This window comes from Nocardiopsis sp. NPDC055551, assembly GCF_053619415.1.
On sequence record NZ_JBSHJJ010000012.1, the window covers coordinates 131,965 to 157,307 of the forward strand.

Consider the following 25,343-nt stretch of genomic DNA (forward strand, 5'->3'; position numbering starts at 1 on the left):
CCGTACACCCCACCGCGCGCGGCCTCGCCGAGGGCCCAGTGCCGCGTGTGCCGCGCGGGGGTCCAGTGAGGAGTTGAAACGCACGTGGAGCGCACTCTCGTTCTCATCAAGCCGGACGGTGTCCGCCGCAACATCGTCGGTGAGGTCATCTCGCGCATCGAGCGCAAGGGCCTGAACCTGGCCGCCATGGAGCTGCGCACGCTCGATGCCGACACCGCCAAGACGCACTACGAGGAGCACGCCACGCGTCCGTTCTTCGAGTCGCTGGTCGACTTCATCACCGGTGGACCGCTGGTCGCCATGGTGGTCGAAGGCGAGCGCGCCATCGAGGCCTTCCGTGCCCTGGCCGGCGCCACCGACCCGGTGACGGCGTCCCCGGGCACCATCCGCGGCGACTTCGCCCTGGAGGTGCAGCAGAACATCGTGCACGGTTCGGATTCGACCTACTCGGCCGAGCGCGAGATCAAGCTCTTCTTCCCGGACCTGTAAGGGTTGCGGCGCGCCCCTCGTGGGCGACGAGTATCGACGCGACGCGTCCCTTCGGGGGCGCGTTCGTCGTTTCCGGGGCGTTCGGTGGTGTTCTTCGCGCCGTGTGCGCGGAGCGGGGCAACGAATCGGTGTGTTTGCGTAACGGACTAAGTGCCTAGGGTTACGATACGGGGGACTGCATACATAACGTGCCGGAACGACTACGTATGGTCGTCCGCGTTTCCGCGCCTGTAGGGCGCCTCTGAGGACGTTACATGCCGAACAACCTTGCATTTCTAGGCCGGGACATGGCCGTCGACCTGGGTACCGCCAACACGTTGGTGTACGTGCGCGGGCGCGGAATCGTACTGAACGAGCCTTCTGTGGTCGCGCTCAACACATCGAGCGGCAAGATCGTGGCGGTCGGTATCGAGGCCAAACAGATGATCGGGCGCACGCCCTCCAACATCACGGCCATCAGACCGCTCAAGGACGGCGTCATCGCCGACTTCGAGGTCACCGAGCGGATGCTGCGCTACTTCATCCAGAAGATCCACCGCCGTCGCCACTTCGCCAAGCCCCGCATCATCGTCGCGGTGCCCAGCGGTATCACCTCCGTCGAACACCGCGCCGTCAAGGAGTCCGGTTACCAGGCGGGAGCCCGGCGGGTCTACATCATCGAGGAGCCCATGGCCGCCGCGATCGGCGCCGGGCTGCCCGTGCACGAACCCACCGGGAACATGGTCGTCGACATCGGCGGTGGCACCACCGAGGTCGCCGTCATCTCCATGGGCGGTATCGTCACCTCCCAGTCCATCCGGGTGGGGGGCGATGAGCTCGACGAGGCCATCACGACCTTCGTCAAGAAGGAGTACTCCCTGATGATCGGGGAGCGCACCGCCGAAGAGCTCAAGGTGGCCATCGGCTCCGCCTATCCGACCGGGGCGGAGGAGCTGCACGCCGAGGTACGTGGACGCGACCTGGTCAGCGGTCTGCCCAAGACCATCGTGATGTCCGAGTCCGACGTGCGTCAGGCCATCGAGGAACCGGTCATCGCGATCATCGACGCGGTCCGCACCAGCCTCGACAAGTGCCCGCCGGAGCTGTCCGGCGACATCATGGACCGCGGAGTGGCCGTGACCGGCGGCGGCGCGTTGCTGCGCGGCCTGGACGAACGACTCCTCCACGAGACCGGGATGCCCATCCACGTCGCCGAGAACGCGCTCGACTCGGTCGCCATCGGCTCCGGCACCTGCGTGGAGAACTACGAGCGCCTGCATCAGGTCCTCGTCCCGGAACGGCGGCGTTGACATGCTGAGCGACACCACGCGGTCCCGGCTGGTCCTCGCGGTGCTGGCCGCGATCGCCCTGGTCCTGCTGGTCGTCGACGCGCGTCCCGGCAGTGATCCGGTCACCTCGATCGCCCGCAGCGGTGGCGAACTGGTCTTCGCGCCCACCGCCGCCGCCGTCGGTCTGGTCTCCGGGCCGTTCGTTCGTGTCCACGAAGGATTCAGTGCCGGGCCGGAGGCGGCCGACCGCATCGGCGAGCTTGAGGACGCCAACGCCGAGCTGGAGTCCGAACTCCAGGCCGCCCGGATCGACGACCATCGCGCCGACAGGCTCGACGACATGCTGCACCTGTCCGGCCTCGGCTCCTACGAGGTCGTTCCGGCCCAGGCGGTCACCCGCACCACCGCGCGCGGCTACGCGCACACCGCGACCCTGGACGCCGGCACGGATTCGGGCATCGAAACGGACATGACCGTGGTCAACGGCGACGGTCTGGTCGGTCGGGTCATCGAGGCCGGTCCGCGCACCGCCACCGTCAAACTCGCCACCGACGTCGACTCCTCGGTCGGCGCCCGCCTGGAGGAGTCCCGCAAGATCGGCGCGATCACCGGGGGGAGCGTCCCCGGTGGTCCCGAGGCCGACATGACGTTGGAACTGTTCGACCTGGAGGCGCCCATCGACCAGGGCGACCGGGTGGTCACGCTCGGCTCGCACGAGGGCGCGCCCTTCGTTCCGGGGGTGCCCATCGGAACCGTCGACGAGGTGGAGGTGGCGCCCGGCGCGCTCAGCCGGATCGCCAAGATCACCCCGGCGGTGGACTTCGCCGCCCTGGACGTGGTGGGAGTGGTCGTCAAGGGTCCGTCCGAGGACCCGCGCGACTCCCTCCTGCCGCCCAAGCCCGAACCGGAGGGGGACCAGTGAGGTCCGTCGCAACCCTGCTCATGGTGGCCGTCGCGGTGCTCGTCCAGGCCACCATCGTCAACCGGCTCCCGTTCGACTGGGGGCCGGGGCCCGACCTGGTGCTGGCCGCCGTGGTGGCGGTCGCCCTGACCACGAGCCCCGCCGCGGCCGCCGGTTGCGGTTTCGCGGCCGGACTGGCCATGGACGTCCTGCCGCCCGCCGAGCACCCCATGGGCCGCTACGCCCTGGTGCTGTGCGTGGCCGCCTACCTGGTGGCCCTGTTGCGCGCCAACACCGGTCTGGGAGGTTCGGTCGGAGGCCGGATCCCTTGGTGGACCGCCCTCGGCGTCGTGGCCGTGGGCTCTCTCATCGTAGGACTCGGGTACGCGTTCATCGGGCTGGTCATGGGCGACGCCCACGTGACCGTGGGCTCGGTGGCCGCCAACGTCGGAATCGGTACCTTGGCGACCACTCTGGTCGCCCCGTTGGTCACCCTGCCGGTCTTGGGCGCGCGATCCATGTTCACCGAGGAGGACTTCGCGACCATCCAGGGACCGACCTCCGTGGGCAGGTGGTGACGTCGTGCGCAAACCACCGATCGACCCCAGGCTCCCCGGCCCCAAACTCGGCCGGGCCGGTCTGCTCTTCGTCCAGTTCATGGTGCTGATCATGTTCGCCGCCCTGGTGGGTCGTCTTTGGTACCTGCAGGTGCCCATGGCCGACCACTACCGGGAGCTCGCGGTGGCCAACCACCACCAGCAGTTGGTCGTGCCGGCCACCCGAGGCCAGATCCTGGACTCGGCCGGGCGACCCCTGGTCAACAACCGCACCGAACTCGTCGTCTCCGCCGACTACCACGAGCTCCAGGCGATGGAGGACGGCGGCGAGAAGGTCCTGACGGACCTGGCCGAGGTCCTCGACGTCCCCGTGGAGGACCTCCAACAGCGCGTGCGGTTGTGCAGCCCCGAGGTCGAGCGCCCATGCTGGCCCGGTTCGCCCTACCAGCCCGTCACCCTCGCAGAGGGGATCGAGGGCCAGGTGGCACTGCAGATCATGGAGAGCTCCGAGGACTTTCCCGGCATCACCGCGCAGGCCCAGGCCTCGCGCGAGTACCCGCAGGGCGAGCACGCCGGACAGATGCTCGGCTACCTCCAGCCCGTCACCCAGGAGGAACTCGACGCCCGGGAGGAGTTGCGCACCCGCTTCACCGGAATCGACCAGGTGGGCCGGGACGGCCTGGAGGCCGTCTACGACCAGGAACTGCGCGGCACCGCCGGTCTTCGCACCCTGGGCGTGAACAACCACGGCGAGGTCATGGACGTGATCTCCGACGAACTGCCCGTGGCCGGCCGCCACATCGTCACCCACATGGACATCGAGGTGCAGAAGGCCGCCGAGGAGGCGCTCGCCCGGGGAATGGAGGGCGCACGACCCAAGTACCGCGCCGACTCCGGCGCCGCCGTGGTCCTCGACGTCACCAACGGTGGAGTCGTCGCCATGGCGAGCCTGCCCACCTACGACCCGAGTATCTGGCAGGGCGGGATCGACCAGCAGACCTTCGACGACATCCTCAGCGAGGAGGCGGGCGAACCCCTGCTCTCCCGAGCCGTTCAGGGCACCTACCCGCCCGGCTCCACCTTCAAGGTGTCGTCGATGTCGGCGGCGGCCGAGAACGGTTACTCGCTGCACGACAGCTACGCCTGCCCCGGTTCGGTCAGTCTGGCCGGGCAGTCCTACGAGAACTACGCGGGCGCCGGACAGGGCAGCATCAGTCTGAAGCAGGCCATCGTCAAGTCCTGCAACACCGTCTTCTACAACTTCGGTTACCAGATGTGGCAACAGGACGGCGGGCTGCATCCCGACGGTGAACCGAAGGAAGCGATGGCCGAGATGGCCCGCGGCTACGGATTCGGCTCGCCGACCGGGGTGGACCTGCCCTACGAGACCGGTGGTCGCATCCCCGACCGCGAGTGGAAGCGCACCTTCTGGGAGGAGACCCGGGAGGGTAACTGCGCCCGCGCCGACGAGGGATACCCGGAGATCGCCGAGACCAACCCATCGCACGCCTCCTACCTTCAACGACTCGCGCACGAACACTGCGTCCAGGGTTTCGAGTGGCGTGCCAACGAGGCCATCAACTTCTCCATCGGACAGGGCGACGTGCTGGTGAGCCCGTTGCAGCTGGCCTCCGCCTACGCCGCCATCGCCAATGGCGGGACCCTGTACGAGCCGCGCGTGGCCAAGGCCCTGGTCGCCGCGGACGGATCCGACGTGGAACCCATCGAACCGACGGTCAAGGGCGAGCTTCCCGTCAGCGACGAGACCCTTCGCTACCTGCAGGAGGCGCTGACCGAGGTGACCAAGACGGGTACCGGTGGCGGTGCCTTCGGCGACTTCCCGCAGGACGAGGTGTCCGTGGCGGGCAAGACCGGTAGCGCCGACGCCGAGCAGCGCCAGGTGTCGTCCTGGTTCGCCTCCTACGCCCCGGCCGACGACCCGCAGTACGCGGTGGCCGTCCTGGTCTCCCAGGGCGGTACCGGTGGCGAGACGGCCGCGCCCATCGCCCGCGAGATCTACGAGGCCATCTACGGGATCGGGGACGGAAAGGAACTGCTGCCCGACGGCAAGCCCCACTCCGACCTGCCCACCGTTCGTTCGGACGGTTCCATCGACTCGCTGGAGCCCTGATGGACACCTACAGCGGAACGTCCCGGCGACGGAACCTCGGCCGGACCGCCGCCACCGCGATGGGGAACGCTCGACGCCTCGACTGGGTCCTCGTCCTCTCGGTGCTCTTCCTGGGAGCCATCGGGGCGCTGCTGGTGTGGTCCGCGACCCTGCCGGGTGACGGGGGAGACCCCCGTGACTCCATGGACGCGCTCCTGCGCCACCTGGCCCACCTGGCGGTGGCGTGGGTGGTGTGCCTGGTCGTGGCGACCATCGACTACCGGACGGTGCGTGCCTACGCGCCCATCGTCTACGCGGTGACGGTCATCGCCCTGGTCCTGGTGCTCACCCCGTTGGGTGCGGTCGTCAACGGGTCGCGGGGCTGGCTCGTGATCGCCGGGTTCCAGTTCCAGCCCAGTGAACTCGCCAAGATCGGACTGGTCCTGGTCCTGGCCACCTTCCTGGGCGAACCCCGGGACGGCGAGACCCGGCCGATGAGCCGCGACGTGCTGCTGTGCGTGCTGGTCGTGGCGATCCCGCTCGCCCTGGTCATGCTCCAACCCGACCTGGGCACCACCCTGGTGCTGTGCGCGACCTTCCTCGGCATGCTCACCCTGTCGAGGGCGCCCCTGGTGTGGGTGGGGAGCATGCTCGCCGTCGGGGCCGCCGGCGCGTTCGCCGTGTGGTGGTTCGAGATGTTGGAGCCCTACCAGGTCGACCGCATCGCCACCCTGATGGACCCGGCCGCCGACCCGCAGGGCTCGGGATACAACTCCGCCCAGGCCCTCATCGCGGTGGGGTCCGGCGGTTTCGACGGCACCGGCCTGTTCCAGGGCGAGCAGACCCACGGACGGTTCGTACCCGAACAGCACACCGACTTCATCTTCACCGTGGCGGGGGAGGAACTCGGGTTCGTCGGTGCCGCCGCGATCATCGTGCTGATGGGCGTGATCATCTGGAGGATCCTGCGGATCGCCCTGGGTTGCGACCTGCCCTACCCGCGGATGCTGTGCGTGGGAGTGGCCGCCTGGTTCGCGTTCCAGGGCCTGATCAACATCGGTATGTGCCTGGGCGTGGTGCCGGTGACCGGCCTTCCACTGCCGTTCGTCTCCTACGGCGGCACCGCGATCATGGCGAACATGCTCGCCCTGGGGCTGGTGTTGGGCGTCAACTCCCGCGACCGCGGTTTCGAGTACTGAGCCCGTTCGGTCCGGGCCCCGCCAGGGACGCACCCGACAGGGACCCGGACCGAAGACCCTGTGGAAAACCGGTCGGAGGCCCCCTACGGCTGTAACCTGGGAGATCCACCGCGCGTGGGCGATACCGGCCCCGCGGGTATCCGGCCAGGAGCCGGGCAGACACGATGTCCGCCGATCGAAGGCCCACACCATGTCCGTCGAAAGTCTCTTCCCGCGTATCGAACCCCTGCTGAATCGGGTGAGCAAACCCATCCAGTACGTGGGCGGTGAGCTCAACTCCGTGGTCAAGGAGTGGGACGACACCCGGGTCCGTTGGGCGCTGATGTACCCGGACGCCTACGAGGTGGGCGTACCCAACCAGGGCGTGCAGATCCTGTACGAGATCCTCAACGAACGCGAGGGGGTCCTGGCCGAGCGTGCCTACGCCGTCTGGTCGGACATGGAGGGGCTGATGCGCGAGCACGGCATCCCGCAGTTCACGGTCGACGGTCACCGTCCCGTACGCGCCTTCGACGTGCTCGGACTGAGCTTCGCGAGCGAGATGGGCTACACCAACATGCTCACCGCGCTGGACCTGGCCGGTATCCCGCGCCGCTCAGCCGACCGCACCGAGGACGACCCGATCGTGCTGGCCGGCGGGCACGCGGCCTTCAACCCCGAACCCATCGCGGACTTCCTGGACGCAGTGGTGCTGGGCGATGGCGAGGAGATCACCCTGGCCGTCACCGAGATCATCCGGGAGTTCAAGGAGGAGGGCGAACCGGGTGGGCGCGACGGACTGCTGTCGCGCCTGGCCGCCACCGGCGGGGTGTACATCCCGCGCTTCTACGACGTGGGCTACCACGACGACGGCCGGATCGCCGCCTACACACCGAACCGGCCGGGGGTTCCGGGCACGGTGCAAAAGCACACCGTGATGGACCTGGACGAGTGGCCCTACCCCAAGAAACCCATCGTGCCCACGGCCGAGTCCGTGCACGAGCGCTACAGCGTGGAGATCTTCCGCGGCTGCACCCGCGGTTGCCGTTTCTGTCAGGCCGGGATGATCACCCGCCCGGTACGAGAGCGCAACCAGGACACCGTCCAGAAGATGGTGGAGGAGGGCGTGCGCAACTCCGGCTTCCAGGAGGTCGGTCTGCTCTCCCTGTCCAGCGCCGACCACAGCGAGATCGGTGACATCGCCAAGAACCTCGCCGACGAGTACGAGGGCACCAACACCGGCCTGTCGCTGCCCTCCACCCGGGTCGACGCCTTCAACATCGACCTGGCCAACGAACTCACGCGCAACGGCCGCCGTTCCGGGTTGACCTTCGCGCCCGAGGGCGGCAGCGAACGCATGCGCCGGGTGATCAACAAGATGGTCACCGAAGAGGACCTCATCCGTACCGTCACCGCCGCCTACGCGGCCGGGTGGCGACAGGTGAAGCTGTACTTCATGTGCGGGCTGCCCACCGAGGAGGACGAGGACGTCCTGGCCATCGCGGACCTGGCCACCGAGGTCATTCGGACCGGGCGAGAGGTGACCGGGCGCAAGGACATCCGCTGCACGGTCTCCATCGGCGGGTTCGTGCCCAAGCCGCAGACACCGTTCCAGTGGGTCGGCCAGACCTCCCACGAGGACGTGGACGCCAGGTTGCGCAAGTTGAGGGACCGACTGCGCGGTGACCGCAAGTACGGGAGGTCGATCGGTCTGCGCTACCACGAGGGCCGACCATCGATCATCGAGGGACTGCTGTCCCGCGGCGATCGCCGTGTGGGTCGGATCGTGGAACAGGCCTGGGAGGAGGGCGGCCGCTTCGACGGCTGGAGCGAGCACTTCTCCTACGACCGTTGGAAGAAGGCGGCCGAGGTCGGCCTCGCCGGTACCGGGGTGGACCTGGACTGGTTCACCACCCGAGATCGGGACGAAGACGAGGTCCTGCCCTGGGACCACCTGGACGCCGGGCTGGATCGGGCCTGGCTCTGGCAGGACTGGCAGGACTCCCTGCACGGCGAGGAATCGCTGGAGGTCGACGACTGCCGCTGGAACCCCTGCTACGACTGCGGCGTGTGCCCCAGCATGGGCTCAACCCCACAACTGGCAGACCTTGACAGGAAGCTCCTGCCCCTGACCGTGCTCTGACCTGTCCCTGATGCGATGAGGGCCCACGTGGGCGCACGGAGCACCGTCCCAGGACCCCGGTGCGCTCGCGTGGGAGGTCACCGAAGAACCGTGTGCGCGGGGTGGGACACAAAGAACCCCAGGGCACTGGTGTGTCCTGGGGTGAAAGAGTAAAGTTCGCGCTCCGGGTGTCTTCGTCCTGCGGTGCGCTCGCGTTCGCTGTGTCCGCGTCGCGCTCGCGTGAGGTTCGGAGTCTCCCGGGAGGAAGGTGTACGGCCCGGCGCCCCGCTCGCGCCGGGCCGTACGTAAAGTAAGACTCGCGGGGGTGCCGGTGGGTTGCCATCGGTTGCGGATTTTCTTTGGATTTTTTTTCCGGCCCTCCGTGTTCAGGTGGTGGACACCGGTTCGGACGACCCTTCGGAATCTGTTCGAGACTTTTCGATTCCAGGTCAGCGGGGCAGGAACCGGTATGTGCAGTCCTGCCGGCGCATGTGCACCACGGCGCACCGTACGCTGAACAGGACGAGGAACAGCCCCTTTCGGGTCGCCACCGACGGCCCGCACAGAGGGGGCATGAGGAAAGGAGTTGAGCTGCCCCCCGCACACGAGGGCACCACCTCACCCTCCACCGCCAAACCCGGCCAACGGCTCCGAGTCCGCTACGCCAAACGTGGACGCATGCGATTCGCGAGTCACCGTGACATCGCCCGGGCCCTGGAGAGAGCCCTACGCAGGGCCTCCCTACCCGTGGCGTTCTCCGCCGGTTTCTCACCACATCCCAAGATCTCCTACACAGGTGCGGCTCCCACAGGGGTCGCCAGTGAGGCGGAGTATCTAGAGCTCACCATGGCCGAGGAGTGCCGACCCGATCAGGTCAGGGACGCGATCGACGCGACCATGCCCGACGGGATCGACGTGCTCGAAGTCGTCGAGGCTCGGGTGACGGGCCTGGCCGACCGGCTCCAGGCCTCCATATGGCGCGTGGAGATGACGGACGTCGACCCCGGCGACGCCGCCAAGGCGGTGGCCGACTACCTGGCCGCCGAAAGCGTCGAGGTGGAACGGATGACGAAGAAGGGCCGACGCCGCTTCGACACCCGCCCGGCCGTACTCGGTATCGACGTGTGCGACGGTCCCCATGGGCGCGCCCCAGGGGAGCGACACACGACATATGCCATACTTCGAATGGTCGTACGGCACACGACACCTGCTGTCCGACCAGACGACGTATTGACCGGCCTTCGCCACGTGGCCGACCTCGCGCCGCCGTCATCACCCACGATGACCCGGCTGGCGCAGGGGCCGCTGGACGAGGTGACAGGTGCGATCGCCGACCCGTTCGACGCGGACCGACCCGAAGCTTCCACCACAGAGAGCACCGGGTCCGCGCACGATGAGACGAACGATCGACGCACCCGAGCACCACGGCCGTCGCCCATGACGGGATCGCGCCCATGAGCGATCCCAACGCGGGGTACATGGGCGAAACCACAGGACTTTGCCCCGGCGACACCCCGGTGCCGCCGGCGCTGACACAGCGACGACAGTTCTCGTGAGCCGCAGCGTCGGACCGTACGCGGCCCGACGGCGCGCCCGAGAACTTTGACGGGAGACCGCCCGGATGCTCGACAACGAGCCCAAGAGCGGTGCCGACGGCACCGCGGGTACAACTGAAACAACCGAGAACACGGCGGGGACACCCCCGGCGGGGAACGGCGGGGTTCGGGTGACCACACCCGCGCCCACCAAGGGCGCTCGCCGCGCCGCCGGACCACCCCCCGAACCCGACGACGTCTTCACGCCACCGACCACGCCGAGCACCAAGCTCGCCGGTTCGGGTGAGGGCGGAACGGTCAAGACCTCTTCGCCCACGCCGGTGCGCAGGCGCACGGTCCGTGCCGCGGGCCGGCCCGCGGACGTTCCCGCCGCCACCAGTGGTCGACGCACCCGAGTGGCCTCCGAGGACGACGACGCTCCCCGGGATGCGGCCGACAAGAGCGCCGCCCCCAAGGGGAACTCCGGAGATGACGGGAAGGGCGCCGAGGAAAGCGCCTCCCGCGGACGCACCCGCTCCCGAGCGCGCTCGCGCGCACCCAGGACCGTCGAGGCACCCGCCCCGGAAACGGTCGAGGAAGAGGAGACCGAGGAGAACACCCCCGGCGCCTCCGGCTCCCTCTTCTCCCCGCCCGGCGGCATGCTCTTCCAGCCTCCGGTCGCCCAGCAGAACGTCCCGGCCAAGACCCGCAAGGCCGTCGAGGTCGAGGTCGAGAAAGAGGAGACCGAGCAGGACTCCGACGCCGAGGCTCAGGCCCCCGCCGAGGAGACGGGCTCCGAGGAGCGTCCCAGCCGTCGGCGCCGTCGTCGGGGCGGTCGTGGCCGTGGCCGGTCGCGCGGTCCCGAGGACAACGGTGGTGAGGAGTTCGACTCCGCCGACTCCGGCGAGGACACCGTCAAAGAGCGCCACAAGGACACCAAGGGTTCCGACACCAAGGACGGCAAAGGACGCGACGAGCCCTCCGCCGACTCCGATGACGACTCCGACGACGAGGGCGAGAACGGCGGTAGCCGTCGGCGCCGTCGGCGTCGCCGCCGCTCCGGTTCGGGCTCCGGCTCCTCCGGGAGCGGCGAGAGCACCTCGGACGACCCGCCCAACACCGTGGTCAAGGTGCGCGAGCCTCGCCAGGAACGTCCCATCGAGGACGAGGTCCAGGCGGTCCGCGGCTCCACGCGCCTGGAGGCCAAGAAGCAGCGCCGCCGCGAAGGCCGCGAACAGGGCCGGCGCCGCGCCCCGATCGTCACCGAGTCGGAGTTCCTGGCCCGCCGTGAGGCGGTCAAGCGCGACCTGGTGATCCGGAGCATCGGCGACCGCACCCAGATCGCCACCCTGGAGGACGACGTCCTCGTCGAGCACTACGTCGACCGGGCCACGCACCGCTCCTACGTGGGCAACGTGTACCTGGGCCGGGTGCAGAACGTGCTGCCGTCGATGGAGGCCGCCTTCGTCGACATCGGCAAGGGCCGCAACGCCGTCCTGTACGCGGGCGAGGTCAACTGGGACTCCTTCGGTCTGGAGGGCCAGCCCAAGCGGATCGAGTCGGTGCTCAAGTCCGGTCAGTCCGTCCTGGTGCAGGTCACCAAGGACCCGGTCGGACACAAGGGTGCCCGCCTGACCAGTCAGATCAGCCTGCCCGGCCGCTACCTGGTGTACGTGCCCGGCGGTTCGATGACCGGCATCAGCCGCAAGCTCCCCGACAAGGAGCGTGCCCGCCTCAAGCAGATCCTCAAGAAGGTGATGCCCTCCGGCGCCGGCGTGATCGTGCGCACCGCGGCCGAGGGCGCCAGCGAGGAGGAGCTGGAGCGTGACATCACGCGCCTGGCCAAGCAGTGGGACTCCATCAAGCGCAAGTCCAAGTCGGCGAGCTCCCCGTCCCTGCTCAACAGCGAGCCGGACCTGACGATCCGGGTCGTTCGTGACGTGTTCAACGAGGACTTCTCCAGTCTGGTCGTCTCCGGTGACGAGGCTTGGAACACCGTCCACGAGTACGTCGACTATGTGGCGCCCCACCTCGCCGAGCGGCTCTCGCACTGGACCGAGGACCGGGACGTCTTCTCCGCGTACCGGATCGACGAGCAGATCAACAAGGGCCTCGATCGCAAGGTGTGGCTGCCCAGCGGTGGTTCGCTGATCATCGACCGGACCGAGGCCATGACCGTGGTCGACGTCAACACCGGAAAGTTCACCGGTCAGGGCGGCAACCTCGAAGAGACGGTCACCAAGAACAACCTTGAGGCGGCCGAGGAGATCGTCCGCCAGCTGCGGCTGCGCGACATCGGCGGCATCATCGTCATCGACTTCATCGACATGGTGCTGGAGTCCAACCGCGACCTGGTGCTGCGTCGGATGCTGGAGTGCCTGTCCCGGGACCGCACCAAGCACCAGGTGGCCGAGGTCACCTCGCTCGGGCTGGTCCAGATGACCCGTAAGAGGGTCGGCCAGGGGCTGCTGGAGGCGTTCTCGCACAACTGTGACCACTGCAACGGCCGTGGCCTGGTGATCTCCTCCGAGCCGGTGGAGAACAAGGGCGGTGGCAACGGCGGTGGCAACGGTAACGGTCGCAAGAAGAAGAAGGGCAAGGGCGACTCCGAGTCCGCGTCCGACGCATCCGGCGACAAGGGCGACAAGTCGGAGAAGTCCGAGCAGCCCGCCAAGGACGAGGGGGCCGAGCGGCCCGCGGTCGAGAACGACCAGGTCGACCGTCCCGTCGAGGTCGCCGAGGACACCGCGGGGCAGGGCGACAAGCCCGCCAAGCGCACCCGGAGCCGTAAGGCCGCCAAGGGCGAGCAGACCGACACCGCGGTGGAGAGCACCGAGCCGACCGTGAACGCCGACCAGGGCGACGCCGCGGGTTCGGACGGGGAGGCCGAGGAGGCCCCCGTCAAGAGGACCCGCAAGCGCACCTCCAAGGCGAAGAAGGCCGCCGAGGAGACCGCTGAGGCTCCCCAGGAGGCCGAGGCCGCCCCCGAGACGGAGGAGGCACCTGCCGAGGTCGCAGAGGCCCCGGTCAAGAGGACCCGCCGGCGCACCACCACCCGCAAGGCCGTCGAGGCCGACAGCGGTGAGGGTGGGCAGGCGACGGCGGATGGCGACGAGTCCGACTCGGCCGACGATGACGCCGAAGGCGCCACCGAACGGCCCAAGCGTCGCCGCACCCGGCGGACCAAGGCGGCGGTGACCTCACCGACCGGTGGTTCCGCCGTCGACGCGGGCTGAGGTCGAGCGAGGCGGGACGAGAATTCGGTCCGGACCCGGTAACGACCGGGTCCGGACCGGACCGACTGTGCGGGTCTGTACCAGGGCAATGGTAATCTGATGGACGGTGCGTCGGCGCGCCCCAAGTGTTCGCGCGCCCCGAGACCGCAGTGCTCTCCACCAGGTGGGTTTGTTTCCCTCAGATCCCCGCGCCCCGCTACAGGCGATTCGTGGATCGTGGCATCACGGTCATCAGTGAGCGCATTTTTCGTTGAGCGAGCAGGAAGAGAGTTCCCCGGTGTACGCGATCGTGCGAGCGGGCGGCCGACAGGAGAAGGTGTCTGTCGACGACGTCCTGAACATCGACAGGGTCTCCGAGGAGACCGGTGCCACCCTTACGTGGCAGCCCATCCTTGTGGTCGACGGTGACAACGTGGTCAGCGAGGCGAACAAGCTGAGCGGCTACACGGTCACCGCCGAGGTCCTCGGTGAGACCAAGGGCCCCAAGATCAACATCATGAAGTACAAGAACAAGACCGGTTACAAGAAGCGCCAGGGTCACCGCCAGAAGCACACCCAGGTGCGCGTTACCGGTATCGCGGCGAAGTAGGAGGCCTGGAGAAATGGCAAGCAAGAAGGGCGCTTCGTCCACTAAGAACGGTCGCGACTCGAATGCCCAGCGCCTCGGCGTGAAGCGCTTCGGTGGCCAGGCCGTTTCCGCCGGCGAGATCCTCATTCGTCAGCGGGGCACCAAGTTCCACCCGGGCGCCAACGTCGGTCGCGGTGGCGACGACACGCTGTTCGCCCTGGTCGACGGTGAGGTCAAGTTCGGTAACTTCCGCGGCCGCAAGGCCGTGAACATCGTCCCGGCCGCCGTCTAGGTCGAGCCGCGACGATTTCTTCGGGGCGGGCCAGGGAACACTGGCCCGCCCTTCGCGTTGTCACTAGGGAGTCCCTTCGAGGACGGCGCATAGCGCGGGTGGCACGTCGCATCACGGCCCCGCCAGGAGGCGGTGGCCCCACGAGTTACGGGGAGAGCAATGCCTGACTTCGTCGACGAGGCGGTCTTGCACGTCAAGGCCGGGAACGGCGGGCATGGCTGCGCCTCCGTGCACCGTGAGAAGTTCAAACCGCTGGGTGGACCGGACGGTGGAAACGGCGGCCGGGGCGGCGACATCGTCCTGGAGGTCGACACCCAGAGCGCGACCCTGCTGGACTACCAGCGCAGGCCGCACCGCACCGCCGAGAACGGGACGCCCGGCCAGGGCGGTCACCGGGCCGGGGCCAACGGCGAGCACCTGGTCCTGACCGTGCCCGACGGCACCGTGGTCACCAGGACGGACGGCGAGGTCATCGCCGACCTGGTGGGTCACGGCACCCGCCTGGTGCTGGCCCAGGGCGGCAACGGCGGTCTCGGTAACGCCGCGCTGGCCTCCAAGAAGCGCAAGGCCCCCGGCTTCGCCCTCAAGGGTGAGGAGGGCGAGGTCGTCGACGTGCGTCTGGAGATGAAGACCATCGCCGACGTGGGTCTGGTCGGCTTCCCCAGCGCCGGCAAGTCCTCGCTGATCGCCGCGATGTCCGCGGCCCGGCCCAAGATCGCCGACTACCCGTTCACCACCCTCATCCCGAACCTGGGCGTGGTGGAGGCGGGCTCGGTCCAGTACGTCGTCGCCGACGTGCCAGGGCTCATCCCCGGCGCCAGTGACGGCAAGGGCCTGGGCCTGGAGTTCCTGCGCCACATCGAGCGCTGCTCCACCCTGTTGCACGTGCTGGACTGCGCCACCTTCGAGCCCGGCCGCGACCCGGTCACCGACCTGGAGGCCCTGGAGGCCGAACTGGCCGCCTACGGGGAGCAGACCGGGGTCGACCTGTCCGACCGGCCGCGCGTGGTCGCCCTGAACAAGGTGGACGTGCCCGACGCCCGCGAGCTCGCCGACATGGTCCGTCCCATGCTGGAGGAGCGCGGCTACAAGGTCATGGAGCTGTCCGCGGCCTCCCGTGAGGGCCTGCGCGAACTCTCCTATGCCCTCGGTGAGCAGGTCGCCGCCGCGCGACAGAGCGAACCGGCGGCCGAACCCACCCGCATCGTGCTGCGGCCCAAGCTCATCGGTGACACGCCCTTCGAGGTGGTCCCGCTGGGGAACAACATCTTCCGGGTGCGTGGCGACAAGCCGGCCCGTTGGGTGCGCCAGACCGACTTCTCCAACGACGAGGCCGTCGGCTACCTGGCCGAACGACTCAACCGGCTCGGTATCGAGGGGGCACTGGCCAAGGCCGGCGCCACCCAGGGGGCCGAGGTGCGCATCGGTACCGAGGAGGACTCGGTGGTCTTCGACTGGGACGACTCGCTCGACGCCGAGGTCGTCCCGTCCGGCCCGCGCGGCACCGACGCCCGGCTGGGCTGACCCGCGCGGGGACCGACCGCTCCACACCGGCCGAACCCACACAGGCAAGCGCACGGCGCCCGGAAAAGGCGCCGTGCCACGGATGGAAAGTCCCTCGTGGTGCACAGCGCAGACACCCCGAAGCAGCACGTCGAACCCATGGAGGCGGCCGGTCGCCGTTCTGTGGCCCAGGCCCGCAGGGTCGTGGTCAAGGTGGGGTCCTCCTCATTGACCACCCCCGACGGACTCATCGACGCCGGCCGTATCCGGGACCTGGTCGAGGTGTTGGCCGCGCGCCGCGCCCTCGGCCAAGAGGTGATCCTGGTCTCCTCAGGTGCGGTCGCGGCCGGAATGAGTCCGCTGGGCATGACCCGGCGCCCTCGTGATCTGGCCTCACAGCAGGCCGCCGCCAGCGTCGGCCAAGGGTTGTTGGTGGCCTCCTACACCGCCGAACTCGCCGGACACGGACTCACCGCGGCCCAGGTCCTGCTCACCGTCGAGGACATGATGCGGCGAGTGCAGCACCGCAACGCTCAACGGACCCTGCGCCGACTGCTCGACATCGGCGCCGTGCCGATCGTCAACGAGAACGACACCGTGGCGACCCACGAGATCCGGTTCGGCGACAACGACCGCCTGGCGGCCCTGGTCGCCCACCTGATGCGCGCCGACGCGCTCGTGCTGCTCTCGGACGTGGATGCCCTCTACGACGGGAATCCGGCCGACGAGGGCACCTCGGTGGTGCACCTGGTCCGGGGCCGCGCGGATCTCGACGGCATCGACATCGGCAGCACCGGCAAACGCGGTGTCGGTACCGGCGGCATGGTCACCAAGGTGGACTCGGCGCGCATCGCCACCGAGGCCGGCGTGCACACCGTGCTGACCTCGGTGGCCAACGCCCGGGCCGCCCTGGCGGGGGAGAGGGTCGGCACGTTCTTCGCCCCGGCCGACGGCCGCCGCCCCTCCGCCCGGCAACTGTGGCTGGCGCACGCCACCGCGGGACGGGGGAGCCTGGTCCTGGACCCGGGAGCGGTGAAGGCGGTGGTCGAGGAGAAGGCGTCGTTGCTGCCGGCCGGTGTGGTCAAGGCGCACGGCGAGTTCAGCGCCGGCGATCCGGTCGACCTGCGCGACGAGTCGGGCACCCTGGTCGCTCGAGGGCTGGTCAACTACGACGCCGCCGAGGTCCCCGACCTGATGGGTCGATCCACCCGGTGGTTGGCCCGCGAGATGGGCCCCACCTACGAACGCGAGCTGGTCCACCGCGACGACCTCGTGGTGCTGTAGAGCGGGGCCGGGCGGAGCCGATGCCCCGACGCTCCTTCGACGGGTCGGGTGGAAGTGCCCGAGATCTCTCCTCGCCGTGTGCGCCCTTCTCGTGTGCCGTCGTCGGTCCGTGAAAGGGTCGGGGCAGGATGTCCTGAGGAGGGTGCCACCCATGTCGAGTCTGCTGACCCACCTGTTGGCGTTGGGGTTGCGAGTGGTGCGCAAGGGCCCCATGGGATCGGTGGAGGGCGCTCGTGAGTGGATGAACGAGCCCAAGGAGGACCCGTCCGCTCCGCACTGGCTCACCCGACGGCACTGGATCACGCGTCGACGGGTCGGTGGCTTCTCCACCTTCACCGTGCGTCCCCGCGGTGTGCGGGAACCCGAGAAGGCCGTGCTGTACCTGCACGGTGGCACCTACGTCAGCGAGATCTCCGGCTGGCACGGGGTGCTGATCTCGCGCATGGTCGACGCCGGCTGTCGGGTGGAGGTGCCGATCTACGGGCTGGCCCCCGAACACACCTACCGGGAGGCCTTCGGGTTCCTGCACGAGGTGTATCGGGAGCTGATGGCGGACGTCGATCCGACGCGCACGTTGCTGGCCGGGGACTCCGCGGGCGGAGGGCTCGCCCTCGCCCTGACACAGACCCTGCCGGAGGTCGCCCTGCCCGCCCCGACACGGCTGGTCCTGATCTCTCCCTGGCTCGACCTGACGATGTCCAACCCCGACATCCTGGAGGTGGAGGGGGCGGACCCCTGGCTCAACCCGGTCGGGCTCCTGGAGGCCGCCAAGGAGTGGGCGGGCGGCGACGACCTGACCGAACCCCGGCTGAGCCCCATCTACGGGCCGATGGCCGGCCTGCCGCCCATGGACCTGTACATCGGCACTCGCGACCTGCTCTGGCCCGACACCCGCCGGTTGTACGACCAGGTGACCCGGGCCGGGGGAGAGGTACGTCTGTTCGAGGAGGAGGGGGCGCTCCACGTCCACCCGCTGCTCCCCGTCCCCGAAGGGGGCCAGGCGCGGGCGCGGATCATGCGGACCGTCGAGGAGCTGTGAAACACCCTCGTGGGACGCGTTCGGTGGGCGGGGTGACGTGGCCGTCGCTCAGGACAGCCTCCTGACCACGGGCAGAGGCAGGCGCTTCATCAGGAAACCGATCGGCGCCCACGGCCAGGCGGGGACGTACGCCTTGACCTTGCGCTTCTCGATCGCGGCCACCATGGAACGTACGCCCACCTCGGTCTCCACCATGAATCGGGTCTTCTGCCGAACGTGCTCGTTCATCTCCGAGCGGATGTAGCCCGGATAGATCACCGACACGTCCAGACCGGGGACGCGCTCGGAACGCAGACCCTCGGCGATGGCGGCCACGCCCGCCTTGGTGGCGGCGTAGACGGTCATGGCCTTGCGCATGCCGCGCAGGGCCGACATCGAGGAGATCATCACCAGATGGCCGTGACCCTGCGCACGGAAGATCTCCATGGCCGCCTCCGACTGGGCCAGCGCCCCCACGAAGTTGGTCATGGCGGTCTGCCGGTTGGCGTCGTAGCGGCCCTTGCCGAGCGCGGCGCCCTTGCCCAGCCCCGCGTTGACGATGACCCGGTCCACCGTGCCGAACTCGGCCGCGAACTCCCCGAAGACCCGGAAGACCGCCTCGTCGTCGGTGACGTCCAGTGCCTTGAGCACCACCCGGCGATCGGGACGCGCGGCCACGATCTCGTCCCTGAGGGAGCCCAACTTCTCCGTGCGCCGGGCGCACAGGCCCAGGTCGTAGCCGAGGGCGGCGAACCGGCGCGCCATCTCCGCGCCCAGGCCCGCCGAGGCCCCGGTGATCAGGATCGTTCCCTTGCTCATGTGCGCTTCTCCGTGCCGCTCTTCATCGTGGGTCCGCCCCGGTCGAGCCTCCACGCGGTGTCGAGCACCGGGGGTCGGGCCGGGTCCATCGCGTCGACACTATGACCCGGGTCGGTGGAACGACCGAGGCGGGCCACCGCGTCCGCGCCCTCGTGTCCTGCCGGAGCCGGATCCACCCGAGTGACCACGACCGCTCCGAGACGCGGCACTAGGATGCGGTGCGTGACTCAACAGACGACACAGCACGGCGACTCCCATCCGCACGAGGGCGCCGTCCGCGAGATCCCGACCGGCCGCAACGCCACCAAGCTCGTCTACGCCCCGGAAAGGGACGGTCTCGCCGACGCCGGCGAGATCGTGTGGACGTGGGTGCCCTTCGAGGAGGACGCGAGCCAGGGCAAGGACCGGCCCATGCTGGTGGTCGGCCGCAAGGGTCGCCGCCTGCACGGCCTGATGCTGTCCTCCCAGCGGCCCGACGACCACGAGCGCCAGGACTGGCTGCCCATCGGCTCCGGCCCCTGGGACCGTGAGGAACGCGACTCCTACCTGCGGGTGGACCGCCTCTTCGAGTTCGACGAGGACGACATCCGCCGCGAGGCCGCCGTGATGAACGAGGACATCTTCTGGAAGGTCGCCGCCGTCCTGCGCGACCGCTACGGCTGGCGCTGACCTCTTCCGACCCCGGGACCGGCTCGGCCCGTGGACAACCCCTGCGGTGGTCGACCAGGCGCTATACGCTGGAGGGAATCCCTCCGGCGACGGTGCCCTTCGACGCCGCAGGCGCCACCGGCCGGGGCGGCCTCCCGAGCAAGGAAGCCCGAAATGACAGTCAACAGTGACATCGAGCGTGAGGTCCACGATGTGGCCCGACGCGGCAAGGACGCGGCCGTCGACCTCGCCACGCTCAGCAGGTCGGCCAAGGACGCCGCCCTGAACGCGATCGCCGATAACCTGCTCAAGCGGTCCGACGAGATCACCGCGGCCAACGCCGAGGACGTCGAGCGCGCCCGAGCCGAGGGCACCGGCCCGGCCATGATCGACCGGCTCACCCTCACTCCACGGCGGATCGAGGCCATCGCCGAGGCCGTGCGCGAGATCGTCGAGCTGCCGGACCCGGTGGGCGAGTCGGTGCGCGGAGGCGTGCTCCCCAACGGCCTGGACCTGCGGCAGATCCGCGTGCCACTGGGTGTCATCGGGATCATCTACGAGGGCAGGCCCAACGTCACCGTCGACGCGGCCGCACTGTGTCTGAAGAGTGGGAACGCCGCGCTACTGCGCGGATCGTCCTCGGCCTACAACTCCAACACCGCCATCGTGCGGGTGCTGCGGGACGCGCTGGAGGGCACCGAGGTGCCGGTCGACGCGATCCAACTCGTCCCCGGGCGCACCCGTGAGTCCTCCACCGCGCTGATGCGTGCGCGTGGCCTGGTCGACGTGCTCATCCCACGTGGCGGCGGCTCGCTCATCCAGGCCATCGTGCGTGACTCCACCGTTCCGGTGATCGAGACCGGCGAGGGCCTGTGCCACGTGTACGTGGACGCCGACGCCGACCTGGACAAGGCGGTGGCCATCGCCACCAACGCCAAGGCGCAGCGCTGCTCGGTGTGCAACTCCGCGGAGACGCTCCTGGTGCACGAGGCGGTCGCCGAGGCGTTCGTGCCGCGGGCACTGGAGTCCCTCGCCGAGGCCGGTGTGACCGTCCACGGCGACCCTCGGGTCCTGGAGATCGCCGCGGCCCACCCGACCCGGGCCACGGTGGTCGAGGCGACGGAGGAGGACTGGGCGACCGAGTACCTGGACATGGACCTGGCCGTGCGAGTGGTGCCCGACGTCGACGCGGCGTTGGCGCACATCCGCGAGTACTCCACCCAGCACACCGAGGCGATCATCACCGACTCGCTGGCCACCTCCCGGTACTTTGTGGCCCGGGTGGACTCGGCCGCGGTGATGGTGAACGCCTCCACCCGTTTCACGGACGGTGGCGAGTTCGGATTCGGCGCGGAAATCGGTATTTCCACCCAGAAACTGCACGCCAGGGGTCCGATGGGTCTCGCCGAAATGACATCGACCAAGTACGTGGTCACCGGTGACGGTCACCTGAAGTGACCACACGCCGGGTGGCATGCGACTTCGGGGAAGGGCCGTTCGAGGAATCGGGCGGCCCTTCCCCGTTCTCATGCCACCGTGGTGAACCCCGGTACCGATGGGCACACGCGCCATGACGGTCACTTGCGTCACCTCGGTTGTTTCCTTCGGCGAAACCTGGGCAGAGGCGAAACTTCCCCGGACAAGTATTCCCAAAGCCGTCGCCGATCGGTACTTTCGCTTTGGTGTCACACGGCGCTCTTCCCGCACCCTAATCAGGAGCGTCCGGCCCCCACCGGTCACGACGAAAGGAAATCCCCCGCATGAAGCTCGGGAGTAAGATCGCCGCGTCCACCGCCACCGCGGCTCTGGCGATCGGCAGCGTCACCATGATGGCTGCTCCTGCCCAGGCCGATCTGGTCACCCTGTGCTCCGGTCACGGCGGTGAGATCACCCTGCCGACCGATCTGAAGGTCCCCTCCGGCGCGAGCTGCTTCCTGGACGGCACCGTCGTCCAGGGCGACGTCACCGTCGAGCAGGACGCCAACCTCCACATCATCGGTGGCGCCATCGAGGGCGAGGTGTCCGTCGCCGGCGACGCCTACTTCGACGCCTCCGACACCACGGTCGACGGTGACGTGGTCAACTCCGGTTCCTACGGCACCTACCTGGAGGACGGCAGTTCGGTCGCCGCTCTGCGGGCCCAGGCCGCCGAGGGCGCCGCCAACGACGGTTTCGTCTACGTGGTCGGTGCCTCCGCCGCGTCCGTGGACGCGACCACCGGCGAGCTCTACGTCAACGGCGGCCGTATCACCGACGGCGTGAACGCCGACGGTGTCGTCTACGCCGACATCTACGACAGCGTCGTCCGCGGCGACCTCACCGTCAACGGCTCCGCCTCCGGCGGGATCCTGTGCGACAGCGAGGTCCTGGGCAACGCCACCTACAGCGACAGCTCCGGCCCGATCGCGGTTGGTGCCGGCGAGAGCGACGACTTCTGCGCTTCGGTCAACTACGTCGACGGTGACCTGTCCGTCACCGGCGTCTCCGGTGGTGCCTACATCGACAACAACATCGTCGGCGGCGACCTGGTGGCCACCGGCAACAGCCCGACCGCCCAGATCGGTGACGCCAACCGCGTGCGTGGCGGCATCGTCACCGAGGAGGTCGCCATGCGCGCGCTGGCCGCCGAGGTGACCGCCGAGTTCGAGGCCCACGAGGCCGACCTGGCGGACGAGGTCGAGGAGGCCCGCGCCGAGACCGTGGACGCGGCCATCGAGGCCGGTCCCGCCTTCTAGGGGTACCCACTCGCCTCGGACCTTCCGACTTCGTCGGTGCCCGGGTGAACGGATCACGGCAGCGTCGACGGCCTCCGGCCGGCGGCGCTGCCGTCGTTGTGCCGCCAACCCTTTCCGGTTTATATCGCACCCGTGACGACGGTCATGATTGAGTGATATGTTCGCGCCATGGCTGACTCCCAACGGCTCGCCGTGGTCTCCGGCGGCTCCGGTGGCATCGGACGAGCCGTCGTGTTCGCGCTCGCCGAGGCCGGGCACGAGGTGGTGGCCCTGGGCCGTGACCCCGATCGCCTCGCTCTGCTCGCCGACGACGCCCGGGAGCGGGGGCACCTCGTCGCCACCCGGGTGTGCGACCTCGCCGACGAAGTCGCCGTGTCCGAACTCACCGAATCACTCGGCCCCGTGTCCGTCCTGGTCAACAATGCCGGCTCCGCGCACAGCGCCCGCCTGCGCGACACCGACCTCGACCTGTGGCGTCACCACCTGGACGCCAACGCCACCTCCGCGTTCCTGCTCACCCGGGCCCTACTACCCGGCATGCTCGAACGCGACCACGGGCGCGCGATCTTCGTCGCGTCCACCGCCGCGCACACCGGAACCCGCTACACCGTCGCCTACGCGGCCGCCAAGCACGCCGTCCTCGGCCTGGCCCGTTCGGTGGCCGACGAGGTCGCCGGCACCGGCGTGACCGTCAACTCCGTGTGCCCCTCCTTCGTACGCACCCCCATGACCGAACGTTCGGTGGCCCGTATCGCCGAACGCACCGGACGCGACCCCGGCCGGGCCGAACGCGCCCTCGCCGAGGCAACGCCCCTGGGCCGGCTCATCGAACCCGAGGAGGTGGCGGCCGCCGTCACCTACCTGGCGAGCCCCCTGGCCGGGGCGATCAACGGCCAGTCCCTCACCCTTGACGGAGGAGACACCCAACGATGAGCGCCTTTCGCGGCTCCGTGCCGCTCACCGACCGGTGGGACCACTTCGACCTGACCCGGGTCGACGGGGTCACCACCGTCACCCTGAACCGGCCCGACCGGCTCAACGCACTCACCTTCGAGGCCTACGCCGACCTGCGGGACCTGCTGCTGGAACTGCCGCACCGCGACGACACCCGCGTGCTGGTCCTGCGCGGCCAGGGCCGGGCCTTCTGCTCCGGTGGCGACGTCGACGAGATCATCGGCCGGACCCTGGAGATGGCCCCCGACGAACTCCTCGCCTTCACCCGCATGACCGGGGAGGTGATCCGGGCGATGCGCGAGTGCCCGATCCCCGTGATCGCCGGGATCCAGGGCATGGCCGCCGGCGCCGGCGCGGTCCTGGCCCTGGCCTCCGACTTCCGGGTGGTGGCCCGCTCGGCCCGCTTCGCGTTCCTGTTCACCAGGGTGGGGTTGTCCGGGGCCGACATGGGCGCCGCCTACCTGCTGCCCCGCATGGTCGGCCTGGGAAACGCCACCCGCGTCCTCATGCTCGGCGACACGGTGGAGTCCGACGAGGCCGAACGCATCGGTCTGGTGAGCGAACTGGTGGAGGACCACGAGCTCGACGCCGCCGTGGACCGGCTCGCCGAGAGGCTGGCCAAGGGCCCTTCCTTCGCCTACGCCCAGACCAAGGCCCTGGTGTCCCGGGAACTCGACATGAGTCTGTCCGGGGCCATCGAACTGGAGGCCATGACCCAGGCGTTGCTCATGCGCGGTGAGGACTACGCCGAATTCCACGCCGCCTTCACCGGCCGTCGCACCCCCCAATGGAAGGGACGCTGAGTGGAACCCGTACACCTGCCGCCCACCCCGCACACACTGGTGAACCCGCCCGAACTCGGACCCAACCCGGGCTTCTCCCACGCCGTGGTCCCCGCCCCGGGCCGTCTGGTCCACCTGGCCGGACAGATCGCCTCCGGGCCCGACGGGCGGCTGGCCGCCGAGTCCCTGGTCGACCAGTTCGACGGTGCCCTGGCCAACGTCGTCACCGCCCTGCGAGCCTGTGGTGGTTCACCCGAACACCTGACCCGTCTGAGTGTGTACACCACCGACGTGCCCGGCTACCGGGCCTCCGGGCGGGAACTGGGCCGGGTCTATCGCGCCCACATGGGTCGCCACTACCCGGCCGTGGCGTTGTTCGGGGTGGCCGAGTTGTTCGAACCCGGTGCCTTGTTGGAACTGGTCTGCGACGCCGTCATCCCGGGGCCGACCGACTGACCTCAGGGGGCCACGGTGGCGCGGACGTGGTCCAGGGCGGGCCCGCGCAGCAGGGCGTGCAGGTCGAAGAAGACACGCGCGGCCCTGCTGCCCGCCCACCGGTCGGGCAGCAGTTCGGGTGGCAGCCCCGGGTCGAGGAACGGCAGCCTCCGCCAGGAGTCCACCGCGCGCAGGTGGTCGGCGAAGGCCATCGCCCGCTGCTCGGGGTCGTGGTCCGAAGGTGTGCCGCGGCGGCGCCACGCGGTCAGCACCGGCTCGTGTTCGTCGAGGAACCCCCGGTACATCGCTTGAAGCGCGGGCAGGTCCCACCAGCGGGCGACGGACGTGGTCAGGTCGCGAAAGTCCAGGTGGGTCGCGTGGAACAGCTCCGCGTGCTCCTCCAGGTCCAGTTCCCGCAGGGTGGCGCGCGCCTGGTCGGTGAGGTGCGCGGGTGCGATCCACACCCCGGCGGCGGTGGTGCCGAACCCCAGCCGGGTCAGCTGGGTCCGCAACGCGTGCCGGCGGCGACGTTCGGACTCGGGAACGGAGAACACCACCAGTACCCAACCGTCCTCGGCGCGAGCCACCCGGTGGCCGAAGATGCGCTGGTCACCCTCGCCGAGTATGCGGCGTCCCTCGTCGGAGAGCCGGTAGCCGGCAGCGCCGCCCAGACGCTCGGACACCAGTAGTCCACGGCGTTTGAGCCGGGAGACCGCCGAGCGGACCGAGGGGCCGTCGACGTCGAGTCCGCCCATCAACGCGATCAGGTCGGCCACCCCCGTCCATCCGCCCACGTCGCGGGCGTAGGTGCCGAAGAACGACACGATCAGGGCCCGGGGACGGCGCAGGACGCGGTCGGCGTCGGCTGTGGGGTCCGGGGCTGCTCGGTCGCTGTTGACAATCATGGGC

The 25,343-nt window shown here is 69.4% G+C and carries 22 protein-coding genes; 20 read left to right on the plus strand and 2 right to left on the minus strand.

The genetic code is table 11. The features are described from left to right. The first annotated feature begins 84 nt into the window (after positions 1 to 84). The 14 genes from ndk (at position 85) to ACWGSK_RS21515 (ending at position 18,082) form a co-directional block, all read left to right on the plus strand. Positions 85 to 489 (plus strand): nucleoside-diphosphate kinase, encoded by a 405-nt coding sequence (gene ndk / locus ACWGSK_RS21450; protein ID WP_067602072.1) that lies wholly within the window; start codon positions 85 to 87, stop codon positions 487 to 489. Positions 490 to 743: 254 nt separating this feature from the next. Next, the gene (locus tag ACWGSK_RS21455) at positions 744 to 1,778 is read left to right on the plus strand and encodes a rod shape-determining protein (protein WP_452456568.1); all 1,035 of its coding nucleotides are present in this window, start codon (positions 744 to 746) and stop codon (positions 1,776 to 1,778) included. 1 nt (position 1,779) lies between these two features. Then, complete coding sequence (gene mreC, locus ACWGSK_RS21460; protein ID WP_358509504.1) at positions 1,780 to 2,679, plus strand: rod shape-determining protein MreC; 900 nt, start codon at positions 1,780 to 1,782, stop codon at positions 2,677 to 2,679. Next, a complete protein-coding gene (gene mreD, locus ACWGSK_RS21465; protein WP_358509507.1) occupies positions 2,676 to 3,236 on the plus strand; it encodes a rod shape-determining protein MreD in 561 nt (186 codons plus the stop codon). Before mreC ends, mreD begins: the two co-directional genes overlap by 4 nt. Positions 3,237 to 3,240: 4 nt before the next feature. Then, positions 3,241 to 5,346, plus strand: coding sequence for a penicillin-binding protein 2 (gene mrdA / locus ACWGSK_RS21470; RefSeq protein ID WP_358509510.1), 2,106 nt, complete (start codon positions 3,241 to 3,243; stop codon positions 5,344 to 5,346). Then, positions 5,346 to 6,524, plus strand: coding sequence for a rod shape-determining protein RodA (rodA, locus tag ACWGSK_RS21475; protein WP_358509513.1), 1,179 nt, complete (start codon positions 5,346 to 5,348; stop codon positions 6,522 to 6,524). The genes mrdA and rodA overlap by 1 nt, the downstream gene beginning before the upstream one ends. Positions 6,525 to 6,714: 190 nt before the next feature. Then, a complete protein-coding gene (locus ACWGSK_RS21480; protein ID WP_452456569.1) occupies positions 6,715 to 8,646 on the plus strand; it encodes a TIGR03960 family B12-binding radical SAM protein in 1,932 nt (643 codons plus the stop codon). Positions 8,647 to 9,303: 657 nt separating this feature from the next. Then, entirely contained in the window at positions 9,304 to 10,083 is a 780-nt protein-coding gene (locus ACWGSK_RS21485) for a TIGR03936 family radical SAM-associated protein (protein WP_358512928.1), read from the plus strand. A gap of 163 nt (positions 10,084 to 10,246) precedes the next feature. Continuing rightward, positions 10,247 to 13,396 (plus strand): Rne/Rng family ribonuclease, encoded by a 3,150-nt coding sequence (locus ACWGSK_RS21490; protein WP_452456570.1) that lies wholly within the window; start codon positions 10,247 to 10,249, stop codon positions 13,394 to 13,396. Positions 13,397 to 13,673: 277 nt separating this feature from the next. Beyond that, a complete protein-coding gene (gene rplU / locus ACWGSK_RS21495; protein WP_358512930.1) occupies positions 13,674 to 13,985 on the plus strand; it encodes a 50S ribosomal protein L21 in 312 nt (103 codons plus the stop codon). Between the two features lie 13 nt (positions 13,986 to 13,998). Next, a complete protein-coding gene (gene rpmA, locus ACWGSK_RS21500; protein ID WP_067602101.1) occupies positions 13,999 to 14,256 on the plus strand; it encodes a 50S ribosomal protein L27 in 258 nt (85 codons plus the stop codon). 159 nt (positions 14,257 to 14,415) lie between these two features. Then, positions 14,416 to 15,780, plus strand: a complete 1,365-nt coding sequence (gene obgE, locus ACWGSK_RS21505; RefSeq protein WP_358512855.1) for a GTPase ObgE — start codon at positions 14,416 to 14,418, stop codon at positions 15,778 to 15,780. A gap of 138 nt (positions 15,781 to 15,918) precedes the next feature. Then, positions 15,919 to 17,043, plus strand: coding sequence for a glutamate 5-kinase (gene proB, locus ACWGSK_RS21510; RefSeq protein ID WP_358512932.1), 1,125 nt, complete (start codon positions 15,919 to 15,921; stop codon positions 17,041 to 17,043). A gap of 151 nt (positions 17,044 to 17,194) precedes the next feature. After that, complete coding sequence (locus ACWGSK_RS21515; RefSeq protein ID WP_358512857.1) at positions 17,195 to 18,082, plus strand: alpha/beta hydrolase fold domain-containing protein; 888 nt, start codon at positions 17,195 to 17,197, stop codon at positions 18,080 to 18,082. A gap of 48 nt (positions 18,083 to 18,130) precedes the next feature. On the opposite strand, the gene ACWGSK_RS21520 is transcribed toward ACWGSK_RS21515, so the two are convergent. Then, on the minus strand, positions 18,131 to 18,880 hold the full coding sequence (locus tag ACWGSK_RS21520) for an SDR family oxidoreductase (protein ID WP_358512859.1): 750 nt from the start codon (positions 18,878 to 18,880) through the stop codon (positions 18,131 to 18,133). A gap of 213 nt (positions 18,881 to 19,093) precedes the next feature. On the opposite strand from ACWGSK_RS21520, the gene ACWGSK_RS21525 reads away from it, so the two are divergent. The 6 genes from ACWGSK_RS21525 (at position 19,094) to ACWGSK_RS21550 (ending at position 24,455) form a co-directional block, all read left to right on the plus strand. After that, positions 19,094 to 19,549 (plus strand): type II toxin-antitoxin system PemK/MazF family toxin, encoded by a 456-nt coding sequence (locus ACWGSK_RS21525; RefSeq protein WP_452456571.1) that lies wholly within the window; start codon positions 19,094 to 19,096, stop codon positions 19,547 to 19,549. Positions 19,550 to 19,702: 153 nt separating this feature from the next. Beyond that, positions 19,703 to 20,986: a glutamate-5-semialdehyde dehydrogenase gene (locus ACWGSK_RS21530; RefSeq protein ID WP_452456572.1), complete on the plus strand. Its 1,284-nt coding sequence runs from the start codon at positions 19,703 to 19,705 to the stop codon at positions 20,984 to 20,986. Between the two features lie 302 nt (positions 20,987 to 21,288). Further along, a complete protein-coding gene (locus tag ACWGSK_RS21535) occupies positions 21,289 to 22,263 on the plus strand; it encodes a hypothetical protein (RefSeq protein ID WP_452456573.1) in 975 nt (324 codons plus the stop codon). Between the two features lie 168 nt (positions 22,264 to 22,431). Beyond that, positions 22,432 to 23,196 carry an SDR family NAD(P)-dependent oxidoreductase gene (locus tag ACWGSK_RS21540; protein ID WP_358512867.1) on the plus strand — a complete coding sequence of 255 codons (765 nt, stop codon included), beginning with the start codon at positions 22,432 to 22,434 and terminating at the stop codon, positions 23,194 to 23,196. Continuing rightward, a complete protein-coding gene (locus tag ACWGSK_RS21545) occupies positions 23,193 to 24,020 on the plus strand; it encodes an enoyl-CoA hydratase family protein (RefSeq protein ID WP_452456574.1) in 828 nt (275 codons plus the stop codon). Before ACWGSK_RS21540 ends, ACWGSK_RS21545 begins: the two co-directional genes overlap by 4 nt. Continuing rightward, positions 24,021 to 24,455: a RidA family protein gene (locus ACWGSK_RS21550; protein WP_358512871.1), complete on the plus strand. Its 435-nt coding sequence runs from the start codon at positions 24,021 to 24,023 to the stop codon at positions 24,453 to 24,455. A 2-nt stretch (positions 24,456 to 24,457) separates the two neighbouring features. On the opposite strand, the gene ACWGSK_RS21555 is transcribed toward ACWGSK_RS21550, so the two are convergent. Continuing rightward, positions 24,458 to 25,339 (minus strand): PaaX family transcriptional regulator, encoded by an 882-nt coding sequence (locus tag ACWGSK_RS21555; RefSeq protein ID WP_358512873.1) that lies wholly within the window; start codon positions 25,337 to 25,339, stop codon positions 24,458 to 24,460. Positions 25,340 to 25,343: the final 4 nt, after the last annotated feature.